The sequence below is a fragment of the Stenotrophomonas sp. Steno-C18 genome (genome assembly GCF_056393195.1).
On record NZ_JBWJOX010000006.1, the window covers coordinates 203,033 to 226,922 of the forward strand.

Below are 23,890 nucleotides of genomic sequence, written 5' to 3' on the forward strand. Positions count from 1 at the left end.
TTCCACATCCATGGCAAAAATCGTAGTCACCGGCGGCAAGGCGCTGAACGGTGAGGTTCATATCTCCGGCGCCAAGAACGCCGTCCTGCCGATCCTGTGCGCCACCCTGCTGGCCGATGCGCCGGTGGAAATCACCAACGTGCCGCACCTGCACGACGTGATCACCACCGTGAAGCTGCTCGGCGAGCTGGGCGCCAAGGTCACCATCGACCAGGGCACGCTGTCGCGCGGCAGCGCGGTGGTGGTGGACCCGCGCAGCGTGGACCAGCACGTCGCGCCGTATGAGCTGGTCAAGACCATGCGTGCCTCGATCCTGGTATTGGGGCCGCTGCTGGCCAAGTTCGGGCAGGCCGAAGTGTCGCTGCCGGGTGGCTGCGCCATTGGCTCGCGCCCGGTCGACCAGCACATCAAGGGCCTGCAGGCGCTGGGTGCGCACATCAACGTCGAGAACGGTTTCATCAAGGCGCATGTCGACGGTCGCCTGAAGGGCGGTCGCTATACGTTCGACATGGTCAGCGTCACCGGCACCGAGAACGTGCTGATGGCCGCGGTGCTGGCCGAAGGCACCACCGTCCTGGAAAACGCGGCGATGGAGCCGGAGGTGTCCGACCTGGCGCACTGCCTGATCGCGCTGGGCGCGAAGATCGAGGGCATCGGCACCGCACGGCTGGTGATCGAGGGCGTGGAGCGCCTGCACGGCGGCCGCCACGCGGTGCTGCCGGACCGCATCGAGACCGGCACCTTCCTGGTCGCCGCGGCGATGACCGGCGGCCGTATCGTCGTGCGCAACGCGCGCCCGGACACGATGGACGCGGTGCTGCAGAAGCTGGTCGAGGCCGGTGCCGAGATCCGCACCACCGAGGACACCATCACCCTGGACATGCACGGCAAGCGGCCCAAGGCGGTGAACATCACCACCGCGCCGCACCCGGCCTTCCCGACCGACATGCAGGCCCAGTTCATGGCCATGAACTGCGTGGCCGACGGCGTGGGCGTGATCAAGGAAACGATCTTCGAAAACCGCTTCATGCACGTCAACGAGCTGCTGCGCCTGGGTGCGGACATCCAGGTGGAAGGGCATACCGCCATCGTCCGCGGCGCCGAGCGGCTGAGCGGTGCGCCGGTGATGGCCACCGACCTGCGCGCCTCGGCCTCGCTGATCCTGGCCGGCCTGCTGGCCGAGGGCGACACCACCATCGACCGCATCTACCACCTCGACCGTGGCTACGAGAACATCGAGGAAAAACTCGGTGCCCTCGGTGCCAGCATCCGGCGCGTGTCATGATCCTCAAGGGCCGTTTCACCCCGCGTCGCAAGGCATTGCTGGTCCTGGTGCTGATGGCCCTGGCCTGGCTGGGCTGGGGCTGGTACAGCGGCGTGGCGATCACCCGTGGCGTGGAAAAGGAACAGATGGACTGGAACGGCGATGGCCAGGTCAGTGGCGACGAGTTCTTCCAGGCCTTCTACGCCGTGCAGGTGAAGGACACCGAGGAAGGCAACCGGCAATGCCGCAGCTTCGTGTGGCGCAGCAGCGGTGAGGAATTCCGCCGCGACTGCCGCACGGTGTTCAAGAAGGACGCCGCCGAATGAAAGAAGCCTCCGGACAGGAGGCTTCTTTTTTGCATTTCTGCATGTCGCGGTGACCGGGCGGCGGTCGTCACCGTGCGGTGCGACCTGCGCCCGGCCCGGGAGGGGCCGGCCGCGGGCGAGACTCAGTGGATCGAGCGGATGGTCAGGTCCAGCGCGTCCTTGCCGTTCTCACGCTGCAGCAGGCGCGCCGGCACCGGCATGCCGGGGACGATCCAGGCGATCTGTTCCTTGTTGCCGTCCACGCGCGACACCTTGGTGGCTTCCTGCGAGCGGCCATCGACGGTGACGTTTTCCTTGCCGATGACGCGGTAGGTCATCGGCTTGATGCGGCCGTCGTCGACCATGCGGTAGGTCAGCGGCTTGCCGGCGGCCAGGTCGCGGGCGATCGCCAGGTTGATCAGCAGGGCGTCCATGTCACCGGCGCGCAGGCTGATCGGGCCACTGCGGTCGGCCTTCACGTCGCCGGTCCAGGTGGCCTGGTTAGTGTTCCAGTCATAGCGCGCGTCCACCTGCTTGCGCTTGATCAGCAGCACCGAGCGGTCATGGCTGGAGAGCGGCCGCAGCGTGCCGCCCTGTTCCTCGAACACGGTGCTCTGGCTCAGGTCGGCCATCGGGTTCTTGATCTGCAGGCTGTAGCGCCAGCGGTTGTTCGCCTCGCTGGCCAGGGTCATCACGCCACTGGCCTGCATGCCCATGTAGCTGGCCTGGTAGTTGGCGGTGAACGGTTCCAGCGCCAGGGCGGGGAGGCTGGCGATGGCCAGCACCGAGGCGGCGGCGATACGGAAGAGGGTCTTCATGCTCAGGCTCCTGTGTATTCGATCAGGCGCAGGTCGATCTCATCCTGCCCATCCTTGCGTTGCAGGATACGCACCGGCGTCGGCACGCCGTTTGCGATCCACATGATCATCTCGTCGTTGCCGCCGTTGGTGCGGTACACGCGCAGCGCGTCGTAGCTCAGCTCGCCGACCTGCACGTTCTCGGTGGCATCGGCGGCGCGGTACTCGTGCTGGCGTACCCGGCCAACGTCGACGAAACGGTACTGCAGCGTCTTGCCGGGCATGGCATCGCGCATCAACGACAGGTTGAGCAGCAGCGCGCTCTGGTCGCCACGCTGCAGCGGGATCGGCTGCTGCCGTTCCTTCTTCAGGTCGCCCTGCCACTGCGCGGTGCCGGTCTGCCAGTTGTAGGTGCCGGTGACCTTCTTGCCCAGGAACAACGCCTTCTTGACCGTGCTCTGGCTCAGTGGCGTGTACACGTTGCCTTCGTTGTTGAAGACGGTGCTCTGCTCCAGGTTCAGGCCGAGCACGCTGGCGAAGCCGCGCTTGCCATGCACGCCCATGTCCACGCGCCACTGCGTGCCTTCGCCGCGCACCACCCGCATGGTGGCATCGCCGGCTTCCTTGCCCTTGTAGAAGGCCTGGTAGGTGGCCACGAAGGGCTCCAGCGGCGGCGGGGTCCATTCCATCGCCGGCAGCGCGACGACCGTCGGCGGGGCCGGCGCCTGTTCCTGCGCCTGGCCTCCAGCGGTCGCCAGCAACGAGCCCAACACCAGCCATTTGAAGGGTTTGAGGGTCATGCGCAGCCGTCAGGCGAAGGGGAAGGGAGGGATGATGCCAGCACGCGGGTCAGCGCCATGTCGGGATCAGCCAGCCAGCGTGCCGTCGGAATCTAGGCGTAGCGGGCTGAGCAGGGACTGACCATCCAGCTGGATGATGCCTCCCTGTTCAGCTACGCGTCCGGCGACCAGCAGCCGGGCGGTTGCCAGCAGCAGTGGGTGTTCGACCGCCAGCACGCGCCGGGCCAGCTGCTCGGCGCTGTCGCCGGCCAGCACCGGTACCCGTGCCTGGGCGATGACGTTGCCGGCATCCAGTTCAGGAACCACGAAGTGGACACTGGCGCCGTGCTCGGCATCCCCGGCCTCGATTGCCCGGGCGTGGGTATCCAGGCCCTTGTGCAATGGCAGCAGCGACGGGTGGATGTTGACCAGGCGGCCCTGGAAGCGTTGCACGAACGCGGCGCCGAGGATGCGCATGTAGCCGGCGCAGATGACCCAGTCGGGCCGGCAGGCGGCGAGGGCATCCCCCAGCGCGGCGTCGAAGGCCTCGCGGTTGTCGAATTCGCGCGGCGAGCGTGCCCAGCGCAGGGCTGGCGGTACCTTTCCCAGGGCGGCCGCGGCCGGTTTGTCGGACAGCACGCCGACGATCTCGGCATCCAGCTGGCCGCCGGCAATGGCGTCCAGCAGGCATTGCAGGTTGCTGCCGCGACCGGACGCCAGCACGGCGATGCGTGAACGGGTGTTCATGCAAGCGCCTTGCGGGCCAATGGCCAGACCAGCAGGCTGCCCAGCGTGGCCAGCAGCATGTCGGCATGGGCATCCCAGGGATCGCCCTGCTGGCCGTTGTAGGCCTCGGCCGCGTCGGGGGACAGCGCCAGCGCGATGCCCCATTCGAACCACTCGTAGACCAGGCTCGAGCACATGATCGTCATCACCGCGAGGGTGAAGGCGTGCCCGAAACGGAGCCGGGGCCAGGCATGGCGGACCAGCTGGACCAGCGCCGGGGTGAAGCACACCCCGTACAGGAAATGGATCAGCCGGTCGAAATGGTTGCGCTTCCAGCCGAAGGCGGCGTCCGGCGACCAGCCCACCAGCGACTGCAGCCACTGGTCATAGGGAATGTTGGAGTACAGCCAGCGGGCGGCAATGCAATGGATGGCGATGAAGCCGCAGATCGCCGCGAAGGCGCCATTGCCCAGGCGCCAGCGCCGGTCCACCCACCACAGGCCGGCCAGGCCAAGGATGGTCAGCGAACTGTGCAGTGACTGCTCCAGCGGCCACAGCGGCTTTATCCAGGTGGCAACGAACACCGCCAGCACGGCGCCGAAGGCGAGTTTCTTGGCGGTGTTCATGCGAGGCGGCCCCGCAGCGGGGAAGGCAGCGACAGGACAGGGTTCAAGCAAAGGCCGCCTTGATCTGGGGGCGCAACAGCACGATCAGGGTGAATACACCCAGGACCGTGCCGAACGGCATCATCATGCAGGAGATGCCGGCCACCACCAGGCACAGTGTATGGCGCCGGCGCTGCGCCAGGCAGCGCCCGGCGTAGACCATGAAGCCGGCCAGGGTCAGCCCGCAGGTGATGAAGATGCCGGCGAAGGCGACGAAGAACCAGCCAACCAGCTGCGGCTCGAGCTCCGCGTTGGGGTTGTTCGCGTCCGCCGGCAACTTGCCCGACACCATGGCCAGCCCCAGCACCAGGTGCAGGACGGGGAACAGCGAGAACAAGCCGGTGAAGCCCGCCAGCACGTAGTGGAAGATCGACAGCAGGCGCAGATGGTTGGCGTCCTCTGCGGGCAGGTCGTGTGGCGGCGGAACGGGGGCGTTCACTGCGTCCATGAGTGGCACCTTGTGGGTCGGGAGGGGCTTCAGCCGATGCGCACGCGTTCGGTGCCGGTGGCCGCGACCACCTCGCCGATCTGCCAGTGCGCCAGTTCCAGGGCGTCGAGCGAGGCGTTGATGGCGGCGACCTGGTCGGCCGGCACCAGCAGCACGAACCCGATGCCGCAGTTGAAGGTGCGCCACATCTCGCTGTCGGCGACGTTGCCTTCGCGCTGCAGCCACTGGAACACCGGCGGCAGCGTCCAGCTGCGCGCGTCGATGTCCAGGCCCAGGCCTTCGGGTACCACGCGGATGATGTTCTCGGTCAGGCCGCCACCGGTGATGTGGGCCATGCCGTGGATGGCGGTGCCGTGTTCCTTGAGCAGCGACAGCAGCGGCTTGACGTACAGGCGGGTCGGCGCCATCAGCGCATCGACCAGCTTCACGCCGTTCTCCAGCACCAGCTCGGCCGGGCTGCCGGCACGCTCGTAGATGCGGCGGACCAGCGAGTAGCCGTTGGAGTGCGGGCCGGAGGAGGCGATGCCGATCAGCACGTCGCCCTGCTGCACGGCCGAGCCGTCCTTCAGCTCGCTCTTTTCCACGGCCGCGACGGTGAACCCGGCCAGGTCGTATTCGCCCGGGGCGTACATGTCCGGCATTTCGGCGGTTTCGCCGCCGATCAGGGCGCAACCGGCTTCGGTGCAGCCATGGGCGATGCCGCCCACCACCGCGGCGGCGGTGTCGATGTCCAGCTTGCCGGTGGCGAAGTAATCCAGGAAGAACAGCGGCTCGGCGCCCTGCACCAGCACGTCGTTGACGCACATGGCGACCAGGTCGATGCCGATCGTGTCATGGCGGCCCAGCTGCTGGGCCAGCTTCAGCTTGGTGCCGACGCCGTCGGTACCGGACACCAGCACCGGCTCGCGGTACTTGTTGGACAGGTCGAACAGGGCGCCGAAGCCGCCCAGCCCGCCCATCACCTCCGGGCGGAAGCTGCGCTTGACCAAGGGCTTGATGCGCTCCACCAGTTCATTGCCCGCGTCGATGTCGACACCGGCGTCACGGTAGGTGAGGGGAGAGTTGGCGGAAGTCGGGGTGCTGGTCACGGTCGGCTGCGCTGGCGGGGTGAACGGTTGATTTTAACAGGCCACGTTGGCGCGAAGGCCCCATTCGGGCAACAATTCCCCCCGGAACCGTCGAGCAATGGAATATTCAATGCGTCGCAGCCTGGTCACAATCCTGTTTCTGGCGCTCTGCCTGCCCTTGGGCGGCGGTGCGCTGGCCCAGTCGGGCATGCGTACCGAAGGGGACGTCGCCAATGCCAGCGGCACCTACGAGGCCGAAGTGCCGGTCAACAGCCAGAGCGACGCCGACCGCGGCGGTGCGCTGGCGCGCGCGCTGGGCGCGGTGCTGGGCAAGTTGTCCGGTGACCGCGCCGCGATGACCCGCCCGGGCGTGGCGCAGGCGCTGCGCAGCGCCAAGGACATGGTCGAGAGCTACGACTACCGCCAGGACCAGAGCGTCGGCGCCAGCGGTGCGCCGAGCTACCGGACCATGCTGGTCGCGCGCTTCCGCCAGGACGACGTGGACGGGCTGGTCGCCGCGCTGGGCCTGCCGGTCTGGCCGCAGCCACGGCCCAAGCCGGTGATCTGGCTGGCCATCGACGATGGCAGCGGCCCGCGCCTGGTCGGCACCCAGCAGGCCAATGCGGCCCGCCCGTTGCTGGACCGCGCGATCGAGCGCGGCTACCGGCTGGGACTGCCGGCCGGCGGCGCCGCCGAGCAGGCGCTGGTCGGCGCGATCTGGCGCCAGGACACCACCGCGGTCGCACGCGCCTCGGCGCGCTACGCGCCGCCGATGCAGCTGGTGGGCAAGCTCTACCGCGCCGGCGGTGGCGGTTGGCAGGCCGATTGGGTGTTCGTCGACAACGGCCGCGAACTGTCCAAGTGGACCACCCGTGATGGCGATGCCCGCCGCGCGATGGCCGGTGGCGCCGACGGTGTCGCCGATGCGTTGGTGCGTCGCTACGCCAAGGCCCCGGTGGCCGGCGCGGCGGGCACGTACCGCATCGCGATCAACGGCATCCGCGGTGCCGACGACTACCTGCGGGCAGCCTCCGCGCTGCAGGGCGCGGCCGTGGTCAAGTCGATCATCCCGGTCCAGGCCAACGGTGACCGGCTGGAGCTGGACGTGGAGCTGATGACCGGCCTGCCGGGCCTGAACCGCATGCTGGGCCAGAATTCGCCGCTGCAGCCGGTTGGCCAGGCGGTCCAGGACGGCGATGCGACCGAAGGCACCGACACCGGCAGCAAGCAGGGCGAGTACCGCATTCGATGAGCACCGAAACCCCGGAAGCAGAAATCGCACTGTTCCTGCGCCGCCTGAAATGGATGGTGCTCTCCGCGTTCGGCTTGTGGGTGATGTGGCTGCTGGCGCCGATCCTGACCCCGTTCGTGGTCGCGCTGATGCTGGGCTGGCTGGGCGACCCGCTGGTGGACCGGCTGGAGGCGCGTGGCCGCTCGCGCAATACCGCGGTGGTCATGGTGTTCGCGCTGATGGTGCTGTTGCTGGTGTTGGCGCTGCTGATCCTGGTGCCGATGATCGAGCGCCAGATCACCACCCTGGTGGCCGCGTTGCCGCAGGGCCAGGCCTGGTTGATGGGCACGGCGATCCCGTGGGTCGAGGCCAAGACCGGCCTTGAGCTGATGGGCTGGCTGGACCCGGACCGCCTGATCGATTGGATCCGCAGCCACTGGCAGCAGGCCGGCGGCGTGGCCAGCACTTTCTTCGGCTACCTGTCGCGCTCGGGTTTCGCGATGGTGGCCTGGGTGGTCAACCTGGCGCTGCTGCCGATCCTGGCGTACTACTTCCTGCGTGACTGGGACAAGCTGGTGGAGCGGGTGGCGTCGGTGATCCCGCGCAACCACATCGAAACCGTCTCGCGGTTGGCCAAGGAATCGGACGAGGTGCTCGGGGCGTTCATCCGCGGGCAGATCGCGGTGATGATCGCGCTGGGCGTGGTGTATGCGGTGGGCCTGTCGGTGGTGGGGCTCAAGCTGGGCCTGCTGATCGGCATCGTGGCTGGCCTGATCAGCTTCATCCCGTACCTGGGCGCGACCACCGGCGTGGTCATGGCGGTGCTGGCCGCGCTGGTGCAGGCGCAGGGGTTCGACCTGAAGCTGCTGGTGCTGGTGGGCGTGGTGTTCACCGTCGGCCAGCTCTTGGAAAGCTACGTGCTGACCCCACGTATCGTCGGCGACAAGATCGGCCTGCACCCGGTGGCGGTGATCTTCGCGGTGATGGCCGGTGGTCAGTTGTTTGGTTTCCTGGGGATGCTGCTGGCCCTGCCGGCGGCAGCCGTGATCAACGTGCTGCTGCGCTACGCGCACGAACGTTATCGCCAGAGTGAGTTGTACGCAGGCCATGGGCCGACGATCGTGCTGGACCCGCGGAGCAGTGATGCCCCGACGGAACTGGCCATCGTGTCGAAGGATGTAGAACCGAAGTGAGTGTGCCGCAGTTGCCGCTGGCCTTGCGCTATCCGCCTGACCAGCGATTCGAGACGTTCATCGGCGCGCCGGATGGCGCGCTGGCCCAGTTGCGCGCGCTTGCCGTCGGCAGCAGCCACGACTGGATCTTCCTTGCCGGTGCCGGTGGCACCGGCAAGACGCATTTGTCGCTGGCCACCTGTGCCGCCGCGCTGGAAGCCGGGCGTCGCCCGGCCTACCTGCCGCTGCAGGCGGCCGGCAAGCGCCTGGACGAGGCGCTGGAAGCCCTGGAAGGCCATGACGTGGTGGCGCTGGACGGGCTGGAGTACATCGCCGGCCGCCGCGAGCAGGAAGTCACCCTGTTCGAGTTCCACAACCGCGCGCGCGCGGCCGATGTGACCCTGTTGTACACCGCGCGCTGCACGCCCGACGCGCTGGGGCTGGTGCTGCCGGACCTGCGCTCGCGGCTGTCGCAATGCGGGCGCATCATGCTCGACCCGCTGGACGACGAAGGCCGCGCGGCGGTGCTGCGCGAGCGTTCGGTGCGGCGTGGGCTGGTGATGGACGAGGCCACGCTGGACTGGCTGCTGAACCGCACCGGTCGCGACCTGAGCGGGCTGGTGACGCTGTTGGAGAAACTGGACCGCGAATCGCTGGCGGCCAAGCGGCGCATCACCGTGCCGTTCCTCAAGCGCGTGCTGGAAGCGGGTAGCGGCGAGTAAGTCCGACCGCCTGGGCTGGGATGGAACTCCCGTGTTGCTGTTCTATTGGTCGTTGGGGCGGGGTAAGCGCCCCGGGATTGACTTGAAAGCACCTGCCACGCCACTCCCGCAACGCCGGTTTCAGCCGCCAGTACCGCGCAGCCACGCATCCAGTTGCTGCAGCCGCTGCGGCGTACCCACGTCGGTCCAGGCACCGGCATGGTGCTGGCCGCTGACCGCTTCCTGCGCCATCGCCGCACGCAGCAACGGCGCCAGCTTGAAACGTGGTGGCACCGCGTCGCTGCCTTGGACATCACCAATCACGGTTTGCCAGTCCTGCAGCAGTGACGGCCGGTACAGGCCGATGCCGGCGAAGGTCAGCCGTGGGGCATCACCGTCATCGCGCAGTTGGCTATCCGGGCCAAGGATGAAGTCCCCGCGTGGGTGATGCGCCGGGTTGTCGACCATCACCAGGTGCGCCAGGCCGTCCAGCGTGGACGGCAGGCGCGCGAAATCGAAATCGCTCCAGATATCGCCATTGACCGCGATGAACGGCGCATCGCCGAGCAGGGGCAGTGCGTTGCACATGCCGCCGCCGGTCTCCAGTGGCGTTGGGCCTTCGTAACTGAAATGCAGGCGCAGCCCCCAGCGGCTGCCATCGCCGAGCTGCCGGGGAAACTGCTCGGCGAGCCAACTGGTGTTGATCACCACCTCGTCGATCCCCAATGCGGCCAGGCGCTGCAGGTGCCATTCGATCAATGGTGTGCCGGCGACCGCCAACAGCGGCTTGGGCGTGTGGTCGGTCAGCGGGCGCATGCGTTCGCCCAGGCCCGCGGCGAAGATCAGCGCCTTCATGTCTCGCCCCTGGCGGCCAGCGCCGGCTTGATGCGGCGCTCGAACAGGTCGTGCAGCGGCGCCAGCTCCGGATGGCGTGGCAGCACTTCGTCCAGGTAGCGGAGGAAGCGCGGTGCGTCGGCGTAGTAGTGCGGCTTGTGGTCGCGGTCGCGCAGGCGCACGAACAGGCCCAGGATCTTGAGGTGGCGCTGCACGCCCATCCAGTCGGCATCGCGCAGGAACAACGGCCACGGCCGCACCGGCAGGCCGGCTTCCTGCGCGCGGGCGTGGTAGCGCGCCAGCCAGCCATCCACGCGTGCCAGCGGCCAGCTCAGGAACGCGTCCTTGAACAGGCTGACCGGGTCGTAGGCGATCGGCCCGCGCACCAGGTCCTGGAAATCCAGCACCGCCAGCGTGTTGCCGACGGGCATCAGGTTGCGCGGCATGAAGTCACGGTGGGTGAGCACCTGCGGCTGGTTGAGCGCGTTGTCCATCAGGCGGCGCTGGACCTGCTGAAGCTGGTCGACCTCACCACAGTCCAGTTGCAGGCCAAGGTGCTTGCGCAGGAACCACTCGTCGAACAGGCCGGCATCGCGTTGCAACAGCGCTTCGCCGAACACGCCGAGCCCCTCCGGGACCGGGATCGACTGCAGCCGGATCAACTGGTCGAAGGCCGCCTCGAACCAGGCATCGGCGTTGTCTTCGTTGATGTGGCGGGCGAGGGTGGGCACGCCGAGGTCTTCCAGCAGCAGGAAGCCGTTGTCGACGTCGCGGGCAAGCACCTGCGGCACCCGCACGCCATGCGGGGCGAGCAGGTCATGCATGCGCAGCCAGGGCGTGACGTCTTCCAGCCCAGGCGGCGAATCCATCACGATGTGGCTGCCGCGTGCGCCGGTGGCACGCCAGTAGCTGCGGAAGCCGGCGTCGACCGAGGCGCGCTCCAGCGCGGCATCGGCATCGCCCAGGGCGGTACGTGCCCAGTGCAGGCGCTGCTGCGCGCGCAGCGGGTCGGTAGCGGGATCGGTCATGGACGGGTACGTCAAAACGGCGCCATGCGACGCCGGGAATCAGGGAATGCGGCGGGAAGGCTCAGCGCTTGTTGCCGCTGATCAGCCGCAGCAGGGCGAGGATGGCGACTGCACCGATGATGGCGCCGAGGAAGCCGGCCGGCTGTCCCGCCGAGTACCAGCCCATCTCGCGGCCGAACCAGCCGGCGAACACGGCACCAGCAATGCCGAGCACGATGGTCAGCAGGCAGCCCATGCGGTTGTTGCCGGGCATGAAGAACCGCCCCAGCAGGCCGACGAAGAAGCCGATCAGGATGATGTACAGCCAGCTGTCACTGCCAAACAGTCCGCTCATGTGCGTGCCTGCCAGAAGGAAAGACGCAGCCTAGCAAGGCCGGGCTGCGTCCGTCATCAAGCCGGCCGGGCTCAGCAGCAGCCGTGGCCGCCGTGGCGGGTGCCGCTGTCGGCATGCACCTTGGAGCCGCTGGTCTCGCCGCGCAGGCTGGCCGCGTGGTGGTCGAACAGCACCTTGGACACGCACGAGGTCACGCGCTTGCCCATCGGGATGTGCAGGAACTCGTTCGGGCCGTGCGCGTTGGAGTGCGGGCCGAGCACGCCGGTGATCATGAACTGCGCGCCCGGGAACTTCTCGCCCAGCATGCCCATGAACGGGATCGAGCCGCCTTCGCCCATGTACATGGCCGGCTTGCCGAAGAAGGCCTGGCTGGCGTCGTCGATGGACTTCTCCAGCCACGGCGCCATCGCCGGCGCATTCCAGCCGGTGGAGGCCTTTTCCAGGTCCAGGCTGACGTGTGCGCCGTTCGGCGGGTCACGCAGCAGCGCTTCCTTGAGCAGCTCGCCGCAGGCCTTGCCGTTGGCGGTCGGCGGCAGGCGCAGCGACAGCTTCACCGCCGTTTCAGGGCGCAGCACGTTGCCGGCCGATTCCAGCGGCGGCATGCCACCAATGCCGGTCACCGACAGCGCCGGGCGCCAGGTGCGGTTGAGCACCAGCTCGGTCAGGTCGTCGTTCATCGGCTTGAGGCCATCGACCAGCGGGAACTTGTCGAAGATGGCGGTATCGACCACCTCGGCGGCGCGCTTGGCCTGCTCCAGGCGTTCGGCCGGGATCTCGGTGTGCAGGCCGTCGAGCAGGATGCGCCCGGTCTTTTCGTCCTCGATGCGCGAGAGCAGCTGGCGCAGCAGGCGGAAGCTGGACGGCACCACGCCGGAGGCATCGCCGGAGTGCACGCCCTCGTTGAGCACCTTCACGGTGAAGTTGCCGCCGGTCAGGCCGCGCAGCGAGGTGGTGCACCACAGCTGGTCGTAGTTGGCGCAGCCCGAATCCAGGCAGACCACCAGCGACGGCTGGCCGATGCGGTCGGCCAGGTGGTCGACGTAGGCCGGCAGGTCGTAGGAGCCGGATTCTTCGCAGGCTTCGATCAGGATCACGCAGCGGGCGTGGGGCAGGCCCTGCTCCTGCAGGGCGAGCACGGCGGCCAGCGAGCCGAAGATGGCGTAGCCGTCATCGGCGCCACCGCGGCCGTACAGCTTGTCGCCGCGCAGCACCGGCTTCCACGGGCCCAGGTCGTCGTCCCAACCGGTCATTTCCGGCTGCTTGTCCAGGTGGCCGTAGAGCAGCACGGTGTCGTCGCCAGTCTCCGGGCCGGTGGCCGGGATCTCCAGGAAAATCAGCGGGGTACGGCCTTCCAGGCGCACCACTTCAACCTGCAGGCCGGGGATCTTCTGCGCCTTGGCCCAGTTCTCCATCAGGCCCACGGCCTGGTCCATGTAGCCGTTGGCGACCCAGTTGGCGTCGAACATCGGCGACTTGTTGGGGATACGGATGTAATCGACCAATTGCGGGACGATGTCGTTGTCCCACTTGTCGCTGAGAAATTGGCCGATCTTGGCGCTGTCCATCTGGATCTCCGGTAGCAATGTCAGGTGCAACCATTCTACGCCCGCTGCCCTTGAATGGGCCTTGTAGGGGTTTTCCTACAAGACGTCGGGATGTTCGCCGGCTGTGTAAACGAGGCGTGACGGATAGCCTATGTTCATGTGGTGCGGAACACTTGTTCCACCGGCGGGAATGCCGGGGAGCGGTCCCAAACCACAAGGAGTAGTGATGAAGCTTTTCACCGTGATGCTGAAGTCACTGGTTCTGGCGTTGGTGTTGACCCTATCGGCGAAAGCCACGGACAGGGTCGATATCAACACCGCCTCCGCGGCGGAGCTGGATCAGGTGATGATGAATGTCGGCCCCTCAAAGGCGCAGGCAATCATCGATCATCGACAGGCAAACGGCCCCTTCAAGAGTGTCGAGGAACTGGCGCTGGTGAAGGGAATCGGGCTGAAGACGGTCGAACGGAATCGAGACCTGATCGAGGCGAGGGCTGGAGCTGCCCCCGCCGACAGCAGGAGGCCGGCAGGAACACCGGCAGTCAAACCGATCGAAAGGCGCTGACAAGGACGTGACTTATTCGTGTTCCGCCAGGAGGGCGGACCACCAGGAACCCAAAAGGGCCAGGACGCTGGGGATAGGCAGGACGCCAACAGGGAAGTGAGATCGCCCGGTGTTGCACAGTGACGTGCAGCCGGGCGTTCTTTTTTGGGCTTGGTTGGAGCAGAAGGCGCCTCGTGGGGCGCCTTTCTCGTGTCTGGAATATTGCATGCTGGAATGCTGCAGGAAAGGCGTGGCTTGTTGCCAATCCGGGCATCCCTTCGCAATCCTCCGGAGCAAACCTCCGGCTCTGCGACATGGCCATCGGCGTTCATCCGGCCGCATGCCTATGGCGTGAAAATGGTTCTCTACCTGCCTTCTGCGGCGCGAACAGTGGCGAGCAATTGGCTTCCGCCATTGCCTTTGCTGTTCTGCTCCTTTCCTGCCGTACAGCGAAGGGGAGGTGTAGAGGGGGCGTTTGTTGAGCGCTGGCGGTGATGGCTGACGCCGCGAGCCGCAAGAGGCGCAGGGCCAGAGCGGGCAATGACACGGCCCTGCGATCACATGGCAGCGTTTCCGAATTCCGAATTCCGAGCTCGGAGTTCCCTGTTCCGGTATCAAACCAGCCCGGTCATGTAATACACCGCGATGATCGCGAATACCGCCAGGGTCTTGATCAGGGTGATGGCGAAGATGTCCTTGTAGGACTGGCGGTGGGTCAGGCCGGTGACGGCCAGCACGGTGATCACCGCGCCGTTGTGCGGCAGCGTATCCATGCCGCCGGAGGCCATGGCCGCTACGCGGTGCAGGACTTCCATCGGGATGCCTGCGGCGTGCGCATTGGCGATGAAGCTATCGGCCATCGCGGCCAGCGCGATGCTCATGCCGCCCGAGGCCGAGCCGGTGATGCCGGCCATGGCGGTGACCGACACCGCTTCGTTGACCAGCGGGTTGGGGATTGCGCCCAAGGCGTTGGAGACCACCAGGAAGCCGGGCAGGGCGGCGATGACCGCGCCGAAGCCGTACTCCGAGGCGGTGTTCATCGAGGCCAGCATGGCGCCGCCGATGGCCGACTTGGTGCCTTCGGCGAAGGCCGTGACCACGGGCTTCCAGGCGAAGGCGATGACGCTGAGGATGCCGAGCAGCAGCGCCCCCTGTACCGCCCAGATGGCGGCCATCTTGGAGACCTCCTGCACCACCGGGGCCGGATTGCCGATGACCGCCGGCAGGAAGGACTGGGTTTCACCGTAGAAACCGGGGATCCAGCGGGTGAACAGGAAGTTGGAGACGCCGACCAGGATCAGCGGCAGGATCGCCAGCAGCGGATGGGCCAGCTTGTCGCCACGGAAGGCCTCCGGCTCGTTGCGCAGCTCCTCGCCGGTGCCGGCATAGCCTTCGCCTTTGGCGATGGCGGTACGGCGGCGCCATTCCAGGTAGCTCATGCCCAGCAGCATGATCACCACGGTGCCGATCACGCCCAACCATGGGGCGGCCCAGCTGTTGGTGCCGAAGAAGGCCGACGGGATGATGTTCTGGATCTGCGGCGTGCCCGGCAGGGCATCCATGGTGAAGCTGAAGGCCCCCAGCGCGATGGTGCCGGGGATCAGCCGCTTGGGGATGTTGCTCTGGCGGAACAGTTCGGCCGCGAACGGGTAGACCGCGAACACCACCACGAACAGCGACACGCCGCCGTAGGTCAGCACGGCGCAGACCAGCACGATCGACAGCATCGCGCGTTGGGCACCGACCAGCTTGATGGTGGCGCTGACGATGGACTTGGAGAACCCGGAGATCTCGATCAGCTTGCCGAACACCGCGCCGAGCACGAATACCGGGAAGTACAGCTTGAGGAAGCCGACCATCTTGTCCATGAACAGGCCGGTGAACATCGGCTGGACCAGGGGCGGGTCGGTCAGCAGCACCGCGCCCAGCGCGGCCACCGGGGCGAACAGGATGACGCTGTAGCCGCGGTAGGCCACGAACATCAGGAAGCACAGGGCCGCCAATACGATCAGAAACGACATCCACGGCTCCCCGGCCAATACGTTGCCGGCGAGTATCGGGACGCGCGGGCGGCCGGCCCACTGTACGAAGGGACGATACGCGGCCGGCTAACGCGTCGTTAACGTGCGCAGCATGGCGGCATCCCATTGCCGCTGCGTCATACCCGGGAGGAGGGAGACCAATGAAGCGCAAGTATCTGAGCATGGCCATCGGCGGCATTCTGCTGGCGCCGGCCGCATTCGTGCAGGCCCAGGAGCAGCAGGCCACGGCGGCGGGCACCCAGGCCACGCAGCTGGACGAAGTGACCGTGACGGCACGCCGTCGCAGCGAGTCCATCCAGGACGTACCGGTGGCGGTGAGCGCCTTCGGCGAAGAGCAGATCAAGGACCTGCAGGCCTCGACCGTGGAGGGCCTGCAGGGCGCGGTGCCAAACATGAACATCGCCCAGGGCCGTGGCTCGGCCAACAGCGTCAACGTGTTCATCCGTGGCATCGGCCAGCCGGATGCCCTGCAGACCTTCGACCCGGGCGTGGGCATGTACGTCGATGACGTGTACTACTCGCGCATCAACGGCGCGCTGTTCTCGCTGTTCGACATCCAGCAGCTGGAAGTGCTGCGCGGCCCGCAGGGCACGCTGTACGGCAAGAACTCCACCGGCGGCGCGATCAAGCTGACCACCAAGAACCCGTTCGACAACGAGGGCGGCGCGGTGGAAGTGACCGCCGGTGACTACGGTCGCCTGGAAGGCCGCTTCTACGTGTCCGGCCAGCTGAGCGATACGGTGGCCGGCAGCATCGCCGGTGCCAAGATCACCAACGACGGCTACGTGAAGGATGCCGACACCGGCAAGCGCTACAACGACGACGACACCGAAGCGCTGCGCCTGAAGCTGGCCTTCAAGCCGACCGACAACTTCAGCGCGGTGCTGTCGCTGGATACCACCAAGCAGGATGCGGCGCTGACCCTGGGCCGGCCGATGGCCAACTTGGTCCAGACCAGCCTGGCGCCGGGCGGCGCGATCGTGCTCAAGCCGGGTGAAACCGGTGAATGGAACCGTCGCGTGCGGACCTCGTTCGACGATGGCCAGGGCCAGTACCTGAAGCACTCCGGTGCGTCGCTGGCGATGGATTGGGACATCAACGAGCAGTGGACGCTGAAGAGCATCAGCTCCTACCGCAAGCTCAAGACCGAGTCGTACATCGACATCGATGCGTCCGAGTATGAGCTGGGCGACGTGCTGGTGGCGCTGGACCAGAACCAGAAGAGCCAGGAATTCCAGCTCCATTACGACAATGGTTCCAACCTGCATGCCACCTTCGGCGCGTACTACATGAAGGAGAACGTGCCGTCGTACCAGGAGGCGTATGCCGATGACCTGTTCTCGTTCCTGGGCGCCAAGGTGCCGTTCCTGCGCACGATCGACGACGACCTGACCACCACCTCGACGGCCGCCTTCGCCCACGTGAACTGGGAGTTCGTGCCGAGCTGGACCGTGGCCGCCGGCGTGCGCTGGACCAAGGACAAGAAGGACTACGAGCGTTCCACCAGCACGTTCTGGGGTGCGCCGTTCGCCGGCCTGAATGGCACCGTGGCCTTCGATGCAAAGGCATCGTGGACCGCCGTGACCCCGTCGATCAGCCTGCAGAAGGCCTTCAGCGACAACCTGATGGGCTATGTGTCGGCCAACCGCGGCTTCAAGTCGGGCGGCTTCAATGGTCGCGCCAACACCGTGTATGACACCGAGCATGCCAAGTTCGATCCGGAATACGTGTGGACCTACGAGCTGGGCCTGAAGGGCAGCTCGGCCGACCACCGCTTCCGCGGCAGCGCGGCGGCGTTCTACAGCAACTACAGCGACTTCCAGGCCCGTGTGTCGCAGGACGTGGGCACCTTCCCGGTGTTGAACGCCGCCAAGCTGAACATCAAGGGCATCGAGCTGGAAGGCAGCGCGCTGCTGGGTGAGTCCACCACGCTGAGCGCGCAGGTGGGCTGGATGGACGCCAAGTACGACAAGTTCGAGGACTTCCGCCTGGATCCGTCCTACCCGGGCTTCGACCCGAACGTCAGCCACGTGCACGTGCCGTTCTCGCCGGACTGGACCGCGCGCGTGGCACTGCAGCACGTGTTTCCGCTGGGTGACAGCGGCAGCCTGACGCTGGGCGGTGATGTGTCCTACCGTAGTGAGACCTGGCTGTCGGTGGACAACCGTGCCGTGTTGAGCCAGGACGCGTACACGCTGCTCGGTGCCTACGGCGTGTGGGATTCGCCGCAGATGAGCTGGCAGGTGCGCGCGGGCGTGCGCAACCTGACCGACAAGCAGTACATGACCGAAGGCCAGGAGTTCGCCAGCGTGGGCAACATCCAGACCGCGTACTACGGTCTGCCGCGCAACTGGTATGTGTCGGTGCGTTACAACTTCTGATGCAGCGCCAGGGCCGGTGACGGCACCGGGACGCGAATCGAAGCAGAAGCGATGGCCCTTCCCGCAGTAGCGGGAAGGGCCTTGTTCGTTCTTGGGTACGTGTGCCAGAGCGGCCCTCACCCCAACCCCTCTCCCGCCTGCGGGAGAGGGGCTTTGAAGCCACAGCCGAAGCAAACCTGAGCCCCTCCCTCCCGCCTGCGGGAGAGGGGCTTCAAAGCCACAGCCCAAGCAAACCCGAGCCCCTCTTTCCCGCGTGCGGGAGAGGGGATTTAAAGCCACAGCCCAAGCAAACCTGAGCCCATCTCCCGCGTGCGGGAGAGAGGCTTTAAAGCCACAGCCCAAGCAAACCTGAGCCCCTCTCCCGCGTGCGGGAGAGGGGTTGGGGTGAGGGATGGCCCTTCTGCGGTGCGGGCTTACTCCGTATCCTGCGCCGATGCATTCGGGGAAGCGGCGTACATGTTGAGTCTGGTGACGGTGGCGCTGGCGGGCCTGGCCTGGTTGGCGCTGATGTTCGGCGCGGCGCTGTATGGCGAGCGCCGACCGACCGCATTCGCGCGGCATTGGCGGCATGTCTACGCGTTGTCGTTGGCCGTGCATTGCACTTCGTGGACCTTCTACGGGACGGTGACGCAAGCCGCGCGCTATGGCTGGCCGCTGCCGCCGACCTTCGTCGGGGCCATCCTGTTCTACGCCCTGGCGATGGGCGTGATGGTGCGCCTGGTGCGGCTTGCGCGCGAGACCAATGCCACCTCGCTGGCCGACCTGATCGCCGCGCGGCTCGGGCGCGATGCCTGGCTGGCGGCGACGGTGACGTTGGTGGCCGCGCTTGGCCTGATTCCCTACATCGCGCTGCAGTTGAAGGCGGTGGCGATGAGCTTCGGCATGATCACCTCGCGTGCGGTCGATGCCGGGCAGGGCGGTTCGCCCTGGCAGGACAGCGCCCTGTACGTGGCGCTGGCGATGGCCCTGTTCGCGATGCTGTTTGGTGCGCGGCGCGCGGATGTGTCCGAACACAACCGCGGGCTGGTGCTTGCGATGGCGGTGGAGTCGGTGTTCAAGCTGTGCGCGATGCTGGTGCTGGGCCTGTTCGTGTGGTTCGGGCTGAAGGGCCTGCCGTCGATGCCAGCCCCGGCCGCCGATGCCCCCGGGGGCGGGTTCGTGCCGCTGATGTTGCTGGGCGGGCTGGCGATGTTCCTGTTGCCGCACCAGTTCCATGTCAGCGTGGTTGAGTGCCGCGACCCGGCCGATGTACGCACCGCGCGCTGGCTGTTCCCGCTCTACCTGCTGTTGATCGCGCTGCCGATCCTGCCATTGGCACGCGCGGGCACCGCGCTGCTGGGCAACAGCGTGCCGTCTGACATGTACACGCTGGCGCTGCCGTTCTCGGCCGGGCACGAAGGGATCGCGCTGTTTGCCTTCCTCGGCGGCCTGAGCGCGGCCACCGGCATGGTGGTGGTGAGCACGCTGACACTGAGCCTGATGATCGGCAACCACTGGTTCGCGCCGGGCCTGCTGCGCGGTGCGTGGCGGCGTGCCGGTGGACGCGACCATCGCCGCGAACTGGTCTGGCTGCGCCGTGCCGGCATCTGCCTGATCATGCTGCTGGCATGGGCGTACAGCCGTCTGATCGGTGGCGGCAACGTGCTGGCCGACATCGGCGGGATTTCGTTCTCGGCGCTGGCCACCTTGGTGCCGGTGCTGGGCTTTGCGATCTGGCGACCGCAGACGCCCCCGCGTGCGGCCATCGCCGGCGTGCTGGCCGGCTTCCTCACCTGGGCGTGGGTGCTGCTGTTGCCGTCCCTGCTGGAAAGCAGCGGCCGTGCACCGGGCTGGCTGGTGGACGGCCCGTTCGGCTGGCAGTGGCTGGCGCCGCAGGGCCTGTTCGGCCTGACCGGATGGACACCGCTGGGGCGGGCAGTGGGGGCCAGCCTGTTCGTGGGCACCGCGGTCACGTTGCTGGCGATGGTATGGCGGCGCGATACGCCCGACCGCGCCAGCCGCAGCCTGGATGCCGACGCACTGCGCGATGCGGGGCGCCGCTTCCTGCCGCTGGAACAGGTCCAGCGGCTGCTTGCCGATGCGCCGCGCAGCGGCCCGGTGCCGACTCTGGTCGAAGCGCGGGTCGAACGGGAATTGTCCGCCGTGCTCGGCGCGGCATCGGCGCGCCTGCTGCTGGATGCCGCGCGCCGGGAGAGCAGCGAGCTGGCGGCGGTGGCCGCCATCGTCAGCGAGGCCTCGCAGGACCTGCGCTTCAGCCAGCAGGTGCTGCAGGCGGCATTGCAGAACATGAGCCAGGGCATCAGCGTGATCGACCGCGACCAGCGCCTGGTGGCCTGGAACCGGCCCTATGCGCGGATGTTCGGCTTTCCGGAGGAACTGCTGCAGGTGGGGCGTCCGATCATGGACCTGACCCGCTGGGCATTGCAGGCGATGCCGCAACGCGGGCGCGACGAGCGCGCGGTGGACCGCCGCCTGGCCTTCATGCGTGCCGGCACGCCGCACCTGACCGAGCGCGTGTTTCCCGATGGCAGCATCGTCGAGATCCGCGGCAACCCGATGCCGGGTGGTGGTTTCGTGGCCACGTTCACCGATGTCACCGCCTTCCGGCGCAGCGAGCGCGAGCTCAAGCGCAGCAACGAAACGCTGGAGCAGCGCGTCGGCGAGCGCACCGCGCTGCTGGAATCGGCCAAGCGCGAGGCCGAGCGTGCCAACGATGCCAAGAGCCGCTTCCTCGCCGCGGTGGGCCATGACCTGCTGCAACCGCTGCACGCGGCGCATCTGTTCACCGACCGTCTGGCACAGCAGGTGGACGACGGGGAGCAGCAGCAGGCCGTGGTGCAGATCCAGGGGGCGCTGGATTCGACCACGGACCTGCTGACCGGCTTGTTCGACATGTCGCGGCTGGAGGCCGGTGGACTGGTGCCGCAGCCGCGCGACATGCCGCTGGCCGAGGTGCTCGACCCGCTGGCCTCGGAATTCCGCGCGCTGGCCACGGCACGCGGCCTGGCCTTCCATTACCTGCCCACCCGCACGTGGGTGAACAGCGACCCGCAGCTGTTGCGGCGGGTGCTGCAGAACTTCCTGGCCAATGCGGTGCGCTACACCGCGCGCGGCGGCGTGCTGCTGGGCGTGCGGCGGGAAGCGGACAGGATCCGCATCGAGGTGCATGACACCGGGCCCGGCATCGCCCGCAGCGAGCAACGCCGGATCTTCGAGGAGTTCCGGCGCGGTGAGGAAACCAGCGGCCAGGGGCTGGGGTTGGGGCTGGCGATCGCCGACCGCATCGCCGGCCTGCTGCATGCACCACTGGGGCTGCGCAGTGACAGGGGGCGCGGCACGGTTTTCTCGGTGTCGGTCCTGGCGGCATCGGCGCCGCCGGTTGCACTCCACGAGCGTGCCGCGCCCGCAGGGGAGGCCACGCCGGTGCTGGTGGTGGACAACGATCCGGCGGCATTGGCGGCGTTGGCGGGACTGCTGCGCGGTTGGGGCTACGCGGTGGCCGAGGGATCCGGTGAAGCCGATGCGGTCGCGGCGATGGAACGGCAGGCCGTGGCGCTGTGGTTGTTCGATTACAACCTGGACGACGGCGATACCGGCACGGCGCTGCAGGCGCGCCTGGCCGAGCGCTACGGCGCCCGGCCGACGTTGATCCTCAGCGCGGACGACAGCCTGGCCACGCGGCGTGACGTGCTGGAGCAGGGGCTGACCCTGCTGCAGAAGCCGGCGCGGCCGTTGGCGTTGAAGTCGATCCTGGACCGCCTGCTGGCGGCGCGGACGGTGACGCAGCGATAGCGATGCGGCGCAGGCCGGGATGAAACCCCGGCCCAACGCGATCGGGAATGCGCCGGGAGCCCGTCCCGCGGACTACCGGCGCTTTCCCTTGCCGCAATACGCGTCATACAGCGCATGCATCACGCCCAGTGCGGGGCTGTCGGCCAGCGCGTAGTAGATGGTCTGCGCCTCGCGGCGGGTGCTGACCAGGCCTGCGTCGCGCATCAGTGCCAGGTGCTGGGACAGCGCCGACATCGACAACGCCACCTGCGCCTGCAGTTCGCTCACCGACGCCTCGCCGTCCACCAGGTGGCACAGCACGCGCAGGCGCGCCGGGTGGGCGAGTGACTTGAGCAGGGCGGCGGCTTGCTCGGCGTGGGACTGCATGTCCGCAGCATCGATGTCGGGCGTGTTCATCGGGCCAGCTTTCGGGGGGTTGCGCTTCAGATGAGAGGAGTTTAATTTAGAAAAATCTAAATTACAAAGGTGCAGGCCATGAGCGATGCAACCCGGCTTCATCCGCAGGTGGAAGCGTTCTTCGACAAGGACACCGGCACGTTCACGTACGTGGTGTACGAAGGCGAGGGCGGCGCCGCGGCGATCATCGACCCGGTACTGGACTACGAGCCGGCCGGCGCACGGATCAGCACGGCATCGGCCGATGCGCTGTTGGCGTTCGTGCGCGGCAAGGCGCTGCAGGTGACGTGGATCCTGGAGACGCACGCGCATGCCGATCACCTCAGCGCGGCCGGATACCTGGCCGACATCCTGCAGGCGCAGGTGGCGATCGGGCGCGGCATCGTGCAGGTGCAGGAGCGGTTCAAGGTGTTGTTCGGGCTGGGCGAGGAGTTCATCGCCGATGGGCGCCAGTTCGACAGGCTGCTCGTCGATGGGGACCAGTTCGCGATCGGCGCCCTGCCGGTGCGTGTGATCGCCACGCCCGGGCATACCGATGACGGGCTGACGTACGTGATCGGCGATGCGGCCTTCATTGGTGACACCCTGTTTGCGGCCGACAGCGGCACGGCGCGCACCGACTTCCCGGGTGGTGACGCGCATCGCCTGTTCGCTTCGATCCAGAAGATCCTGGCGTTGCCGGCGGATACGCGGATCTTCCTGTGCCATGACTACCCCGGCACGCGCCGTGAGGCCGAACCGCTGACCAGCATCGCCGCGCAGCGTGCCGGCAATGCGCACCTGAAGGACGGCGTCGACGAATCGGCCTTCGTGCAACTGCGCCAACAGCGCGATGCGACCTTGCCGGTGCCGCGACTCATCCTGCCCGCGTTGCAGGTCAACATCCGCGGTGGCCGCCTGCCCGAACCCGATGCCAACGGCGTGCGCTACTTCCGCCTGCCGCTGGACCAGATGGGTGATGCGCGATGAACACGTGGATGAGCGCGCTGCTGGGCGGCGTGCTGATCGGCATGGCGGCGACCCTGCTGCTGTGGTTGACCGGCCGCATCGCCGGCATCAGCGGCATGCTCGGCGGTGTGCTGCTGCCGAAGCGGGGCGAACTCGCGTGGCGGCTGGCCTTCCTGCTCGGACTGGTCGGCGCCGGTGCGGCCTGGTTGTGGTCGGTGCCCGGTGCCTATGTGCCGCGGCAGGGGTTTCCGCCGCTGTTGCTGGTGGTGGCCGGCGTGCTGGTGGGCATCGGTACGCGGATGGGCAATGGCTGTACCAGCGGGCATGGCGTGTGCGGCTTGGGGCGGCTGTCGTTGCGGTCGCTGGCAGCGGTGCTGACCTTCATGCTGACCGCGGTGATCACCACCTTCATCGTGAGGCACGTGGCATGAGCACGCATGCACGCATCACCCTGGCGGCGCTGCTTTCCGGCGCGCTGTTCGGGTTGGGCTTGGCGGTGTCGGGCATGACCGATCCACAGCGCATCCTCGGCTTCCTGGACGTGTCCGGTGACTTCGACCCGGCCCTGTTGTTCGTGCTCGGCGGTGCGGTACTCACCACGCTGGTGTTGTTCCGCTTCGTGCTGCGCCGGCCGGCACCGGTGTTGGCGGCGCGGTTCCAGATCCCGGCACTCAAGCAGATCGACCGGCCGTTGCTGCTCGGCGCGGCGTTGTTCGGTATCGGCTGGGGCTTGGCCGGCTACTGCCCGGGGCCAGCGCTGGTGGGGCTGGGCGTGCTATCGCCGGAAGCGTTGTGGTTCGTGCCGGCGATGCTGCTGGGCATGTACCTGCATCGTTGGCTGAGCGGGCGGTAGGAGCGGCCTCGGCCGCGAAGCCGGTCCCGTTCCAGCGCC

At 67.5% G+C, this 23,890-nt stretch carries 23 protein-coding genes; 11 read left to right on the top strand and 12 right to left on the bottom strand.

Features of this window, described 5'->3' with window-relative positions; genetic code table 11:
* Positions 1-10: 10 nt before the first annotated feature.
* Together murA and AC06FE_RS14050 are read left to right on the top strand one after the other, a co-directional pair.
* On the top strand, positions 11-1,285 hold the full coding sequence (gene murA, locus AC06FE_RS14045) for a UDP-N-acetylglucosamine 1-carboxyvinyltransferase (protein WP_192286496.1): 1,275 nt from the start codon (positions 11-13) through the stop codon (positions 1,283-1,285).
* Positions 1,282-1,590 carry an EF-hand domain-containing protein gene (locus tag AC06FE_RS14050; RefSeq protein ID WP_313253929.1) on the top strand — a complete coding sequence of 103 codons (309 nt, stop codon included), beginning with the start codon at positions 1,282-1,284 and terminating at the stop codon, positions 1,588-1,590. Before murA ends, AC06FE_RS14050 begins: the two co-directional genes overlap by 4 nt.
* A 122-nt stretch (positions 1,591-1,712) precedes the next feature.
* On the opposite strand, the gene AC06FE_RS14055 is transcribed toward AC06FE_RS14050, so the two are convergent.
* The 6 genes from AC06FE_RS14055 to purM all read right to left on the bottom strand — a co-directional run bounded on the left by AC06FE_RS14055 (position 1,713) and on the right by purM (position 6,072).
* Positions 1,713-2,387, bottom strand: a complete 675-nt coding sequence (locus AC06FE_RS14055) for a DUF3108 domain-containing protein (RefSeq protein ID WP_192286495.1) — start codon at positions 2,385-2,387, stop codon at positions 1,713-1,715.
* 2 nt (positions 2,388-2,389) lie between these two features.
* Complete coding sequence (locus AC06FE_RS14060; RefSeq protein ID WP_132864750.1) at positions 2,390-3,166, bottom strand: DUF3108 domain-containing protein; 777 nt, start codon at positions 3,164-3,166, stop codon at positions 2,390-2,392.
* 66 nt (positions 3,167-3,232) lie between these two features.
* Complete coding sequence (gene purN, locus AC06FE_RS14065; protein WP_132864749.1) at positions 3,233-3,892, bottom strand: phosphoribosylglycinamide formyltransferase; 660 nt, start codon at positions 3,890-3,892, stop codon at positions 3,233-3,235.
* Positions 3,889-4,497 carry a DUF2238 domain-containing protein gene (locus tag AC06FE_RS14070; protein ID WP_478073375.1) on the bottom strand — a complete coding sequence of 203 codons (609 nt, stop codon included), beginning with the start codon at positions 4,495-4,497 and terminating at the stop codon, positions 3,889-3,891. The genes purN and AC06FE_RS14070 overlap by 4 nt, the downstream gene beginning before the upstream one ends.
* A 43-nt stretch (positions 4,498-4,540) precedes the next feature.
* A complete protein-coding gene (locus AC06FE_RS14075) occupies positions 4,541-4,984 on the bottom strand; it encodes a hypothetical protein (protein ID WP_478073376.1) in 444 nt (147 codons plus the stop codon).
* A 29-nt stretch (positions 4,985-5,013) separates the two neighbouring features.
* The gene (gene purM, locus AC06FE_RS14080; RefSeq protein ID WP_478073377.1) at positions 5,014-6,072 is read right to left on the bottom strand and encodes a phosphoribosylformylglycinamidine cyclo-ligase; all 1,059 of its coding nucleotides are present in this window, start codon (positions 6,070-6,072) and stop codon (positions 5,014-5,016) included.
* A gap of 97 nt (positions 6,073-6,169) precedes the next feature.
* Between purM and AC06FE_RS14085 the strand changes: the two genes are divergently transcribed.
* Genes AC06FE_RS14085 through hda form a run of 3 tightly spaced genes read left to right on the top strand, consistent with a single transcriptional unit; the run spans position 6,170 to position 9,176 of the window.
* Positions 6,170-7,303 carry a DUF2066 domain-containing protein gene (locus AC06FE_RS14085; RefSeq protein ID WP_478073378.1) on the top strand — a complete coding sequence of 378 codons (1,134 nt, stop codon included), beginning with the start codon at positions 6,170-6,172 and terminating at the stop codon, positions 7,301-7,303.
* Positions 7,300-8,475 carry an AI-2E family transporter gene (locus tag AC06FE_RS14090; RefSeq protein ID WP_478073379.1) on the top strand — a complete coding sequence of 392 codons (1,176 nt, stop codon included), beginning with the start codon at positions 7,300-7,302 and terminating at the stop codon, positions 8,473-8,475. Before AC06FE_RS14085 ends, AC06FE_RS14090 begins: the two co-directional genes overlap by 4 nt.
* Positions 8,472-9,176, top strand: coding sequence for a DnaA regulatory inactivator Hda (gene hda, locus AC06FE_RS14095; RefSeq protein ID WP_192286490.1), 705 nt, complete (start codon positions 8,472-8,474; stop codon positions 9,174-9,176). Before AC06FE_RS14090 ends, hda begins: the two co-directional genes overlap by 4 nt.
* Positions 9,177-9,296: 120 nt before the next feature.
* On the opposite strand, the gene murU is transcribed toward hda, so the two are convergent.
* From murU to AC06FE_RS14115, 4 genes are all read right to left on the bottom strand, one after another.
* Entirely contained in the window at positions 9,297-10,010 is a 714-nt protein-coding gene (murU, locus tag AC06FE_RS14100; protein WP_478073380.1) for an N-acetylmuramate alpha-1-phosphate uridylyltransferase MurU, read from the bottom strand.
* Complete coding sequence (locus tag AC06FE_RS14105; protein ID WP_478073381.1) at positions 10,007-11,017, bottom strand: aminoglycoside phosphotransferase family protein; 1,011 nt, start codon at positions 11,015-11,017, stop codon at positions 10,007-10,009. The genes murU and AC06FE_RS14105 overlap by 4 nt, the downstream gene beginning before the upstream one ends.
* Before the next feature lie 61 nt (positions 11,018-11,078).
* Positions 11,079-11,351 carry a GlsB/YeaQ/YmgE family stress response membrane protein gene (locus tag AC06FE_RS14110; RefSeq protein ID WP_313253911.1) on the bottom strand — a complete coding sequence of 91 codons (273 nt, stop codon included), beginning with the start codon at positions 11,349-11,351 and terminating at the stop codon, positions 11,079-11,081.
* 71 nt (positions 11,352-11,422) lie between these two features.
* Positions 11,423-12,916 carry a M20 family metallopeptidase gene (locus AC06FE_RS14115; protein WP_192286486.1) on the bottom strand — a complete coding sequence of 498 codons (1,494 nt, stop codon included), beginning with the start codon at positions 12,914-12,916 and terminating at the stop codon, positions 11,423-11,425.
* Between the two features lie 136 nt (positions 12,917-13,052).
* On the opposite strand from AC06FE_RS14115, the gene AC06FE_RS14120 reads away from it, so the two are divergent.
* Complete coding sequence (locus AC06FE_RS14120) at positions 13,053-13,460, top strand: ComEA family DNA-binding protein (protein ID WP_478073440.1); 408 nt, start codon at positions 13,053-13,055, stop codon at positions 13,458-13,460.
* Between the two features lie 593 nt (positions 13,461-14,053).
* Here the strand turns inward: AC06FE_RS14120 and AC06FE_RS14125 are convergent.
* Positions 14,054-15,460 carry a GntP family permease gene (locus AC06FE_RS14125; protein WP_478073382.1) on the bottom strand — a complete coding sequence of 469 codons (1,407 nt, stop codon included), beginning with the start codon at positions 15,458-15,460 and terminating at the stop codon, positions 14,054-14,056.
* Positions 15,461-15,621: 161 nt separating this feature from the next.
* Between AC06FE_RS14125 and AC06FE_RS14130 the strand changes: the two genes are divergently transcribed.
* Both AC06FE_RS14130 and AC06FE_RS14135 read left to right on the top strand, forming a co-directional pair.
* Positions 15,622-17,862, top strand: coding sequence for a TonB-dependent receptor (locus AC06FE_RS14130; RefSeq protein ID WP_478073383.1), 2,241 nt, complete (start codon positions 15,622-15,624; stop codon positions 17,860-17,862).
* Between the two features lie 456 nt (positions 17,863-18,318).
* Positions 18,319-21,654, top strand: a complete 3,336-nt coding sequence (locus AC06FE_RS14135; RefSeq protein WP_478073384.1) for a PAS-domain containing protein — start codon at positions 18,319-18,321, stop codon at positions 21,652-21,654.
* Between the two features lie 72 nt (positions 21,655-21,726).
* Here AC06FE_RS14135 and AC06FE_RS14140 read toward each other — a convergent pair whose 3' ends face one another.
* Complete coding sequence (locus AC06FE_RS14140; RefSeq protein ID WP_478073385.1) at positions 21,727-22,050, bottom strand: ArsR/SmtB family transcription factor; 324 nt, start codon at positions 22,048-22,050, stop codon at positions 21,727-21,729.
* A 78-nt stretch (positions 22,051-22,128) separates the two neighbouring features.
* Here AC06FE_RS14140 and AC06FE_RS14145 point away from each other — a divergent pair, with 78 nt between their 5' ends.
* From AC06FE_RS14145 to AC06FE_RS14155, 3 genes are read left to right on the top strand one after another with little or no spacing between them, the layout of a single operon-like run.
* Entirely contained in the window at positions 22,129-23,019 is an 891-nt protein-coding gene (locus AC06FE_RS14145) for an MBL fold metallo-hydrolase (RefSeq protein WP_478073386.1), read from the top strand.
* Positions 23,016-23,429 (top strand): YeeE/YedE family protein, encoded by a 414-nt coding sequence (locus tag AC06FE_RS14150; protein ID WP_478073387.1) that lies wholly within the window; start codon positions 23,016-23,018, stop codon positions 23,427-23,429. Before AC06FE_RS14145 ends, AC06FE_RS14150 begins: the two co-directional genes overlap by 4 nt.
* Positions 23,426-23,851 (top strand): DUF6691 family protein, encoded by a 426-nt coding sequence (locus AC06FE_RS14155; protein ID WP_478073388.1) that lies wholly within the window; start codon positions 23,426-23,428, stop codon positions 23,849-23,851. Before AC06FE_RS14150 ends, AC06FE_RS14155 begins: the two co-directional genes overlap by 4 nt.
* Positions 23,852-23,890: the final 39 nt, after the last annotated feature.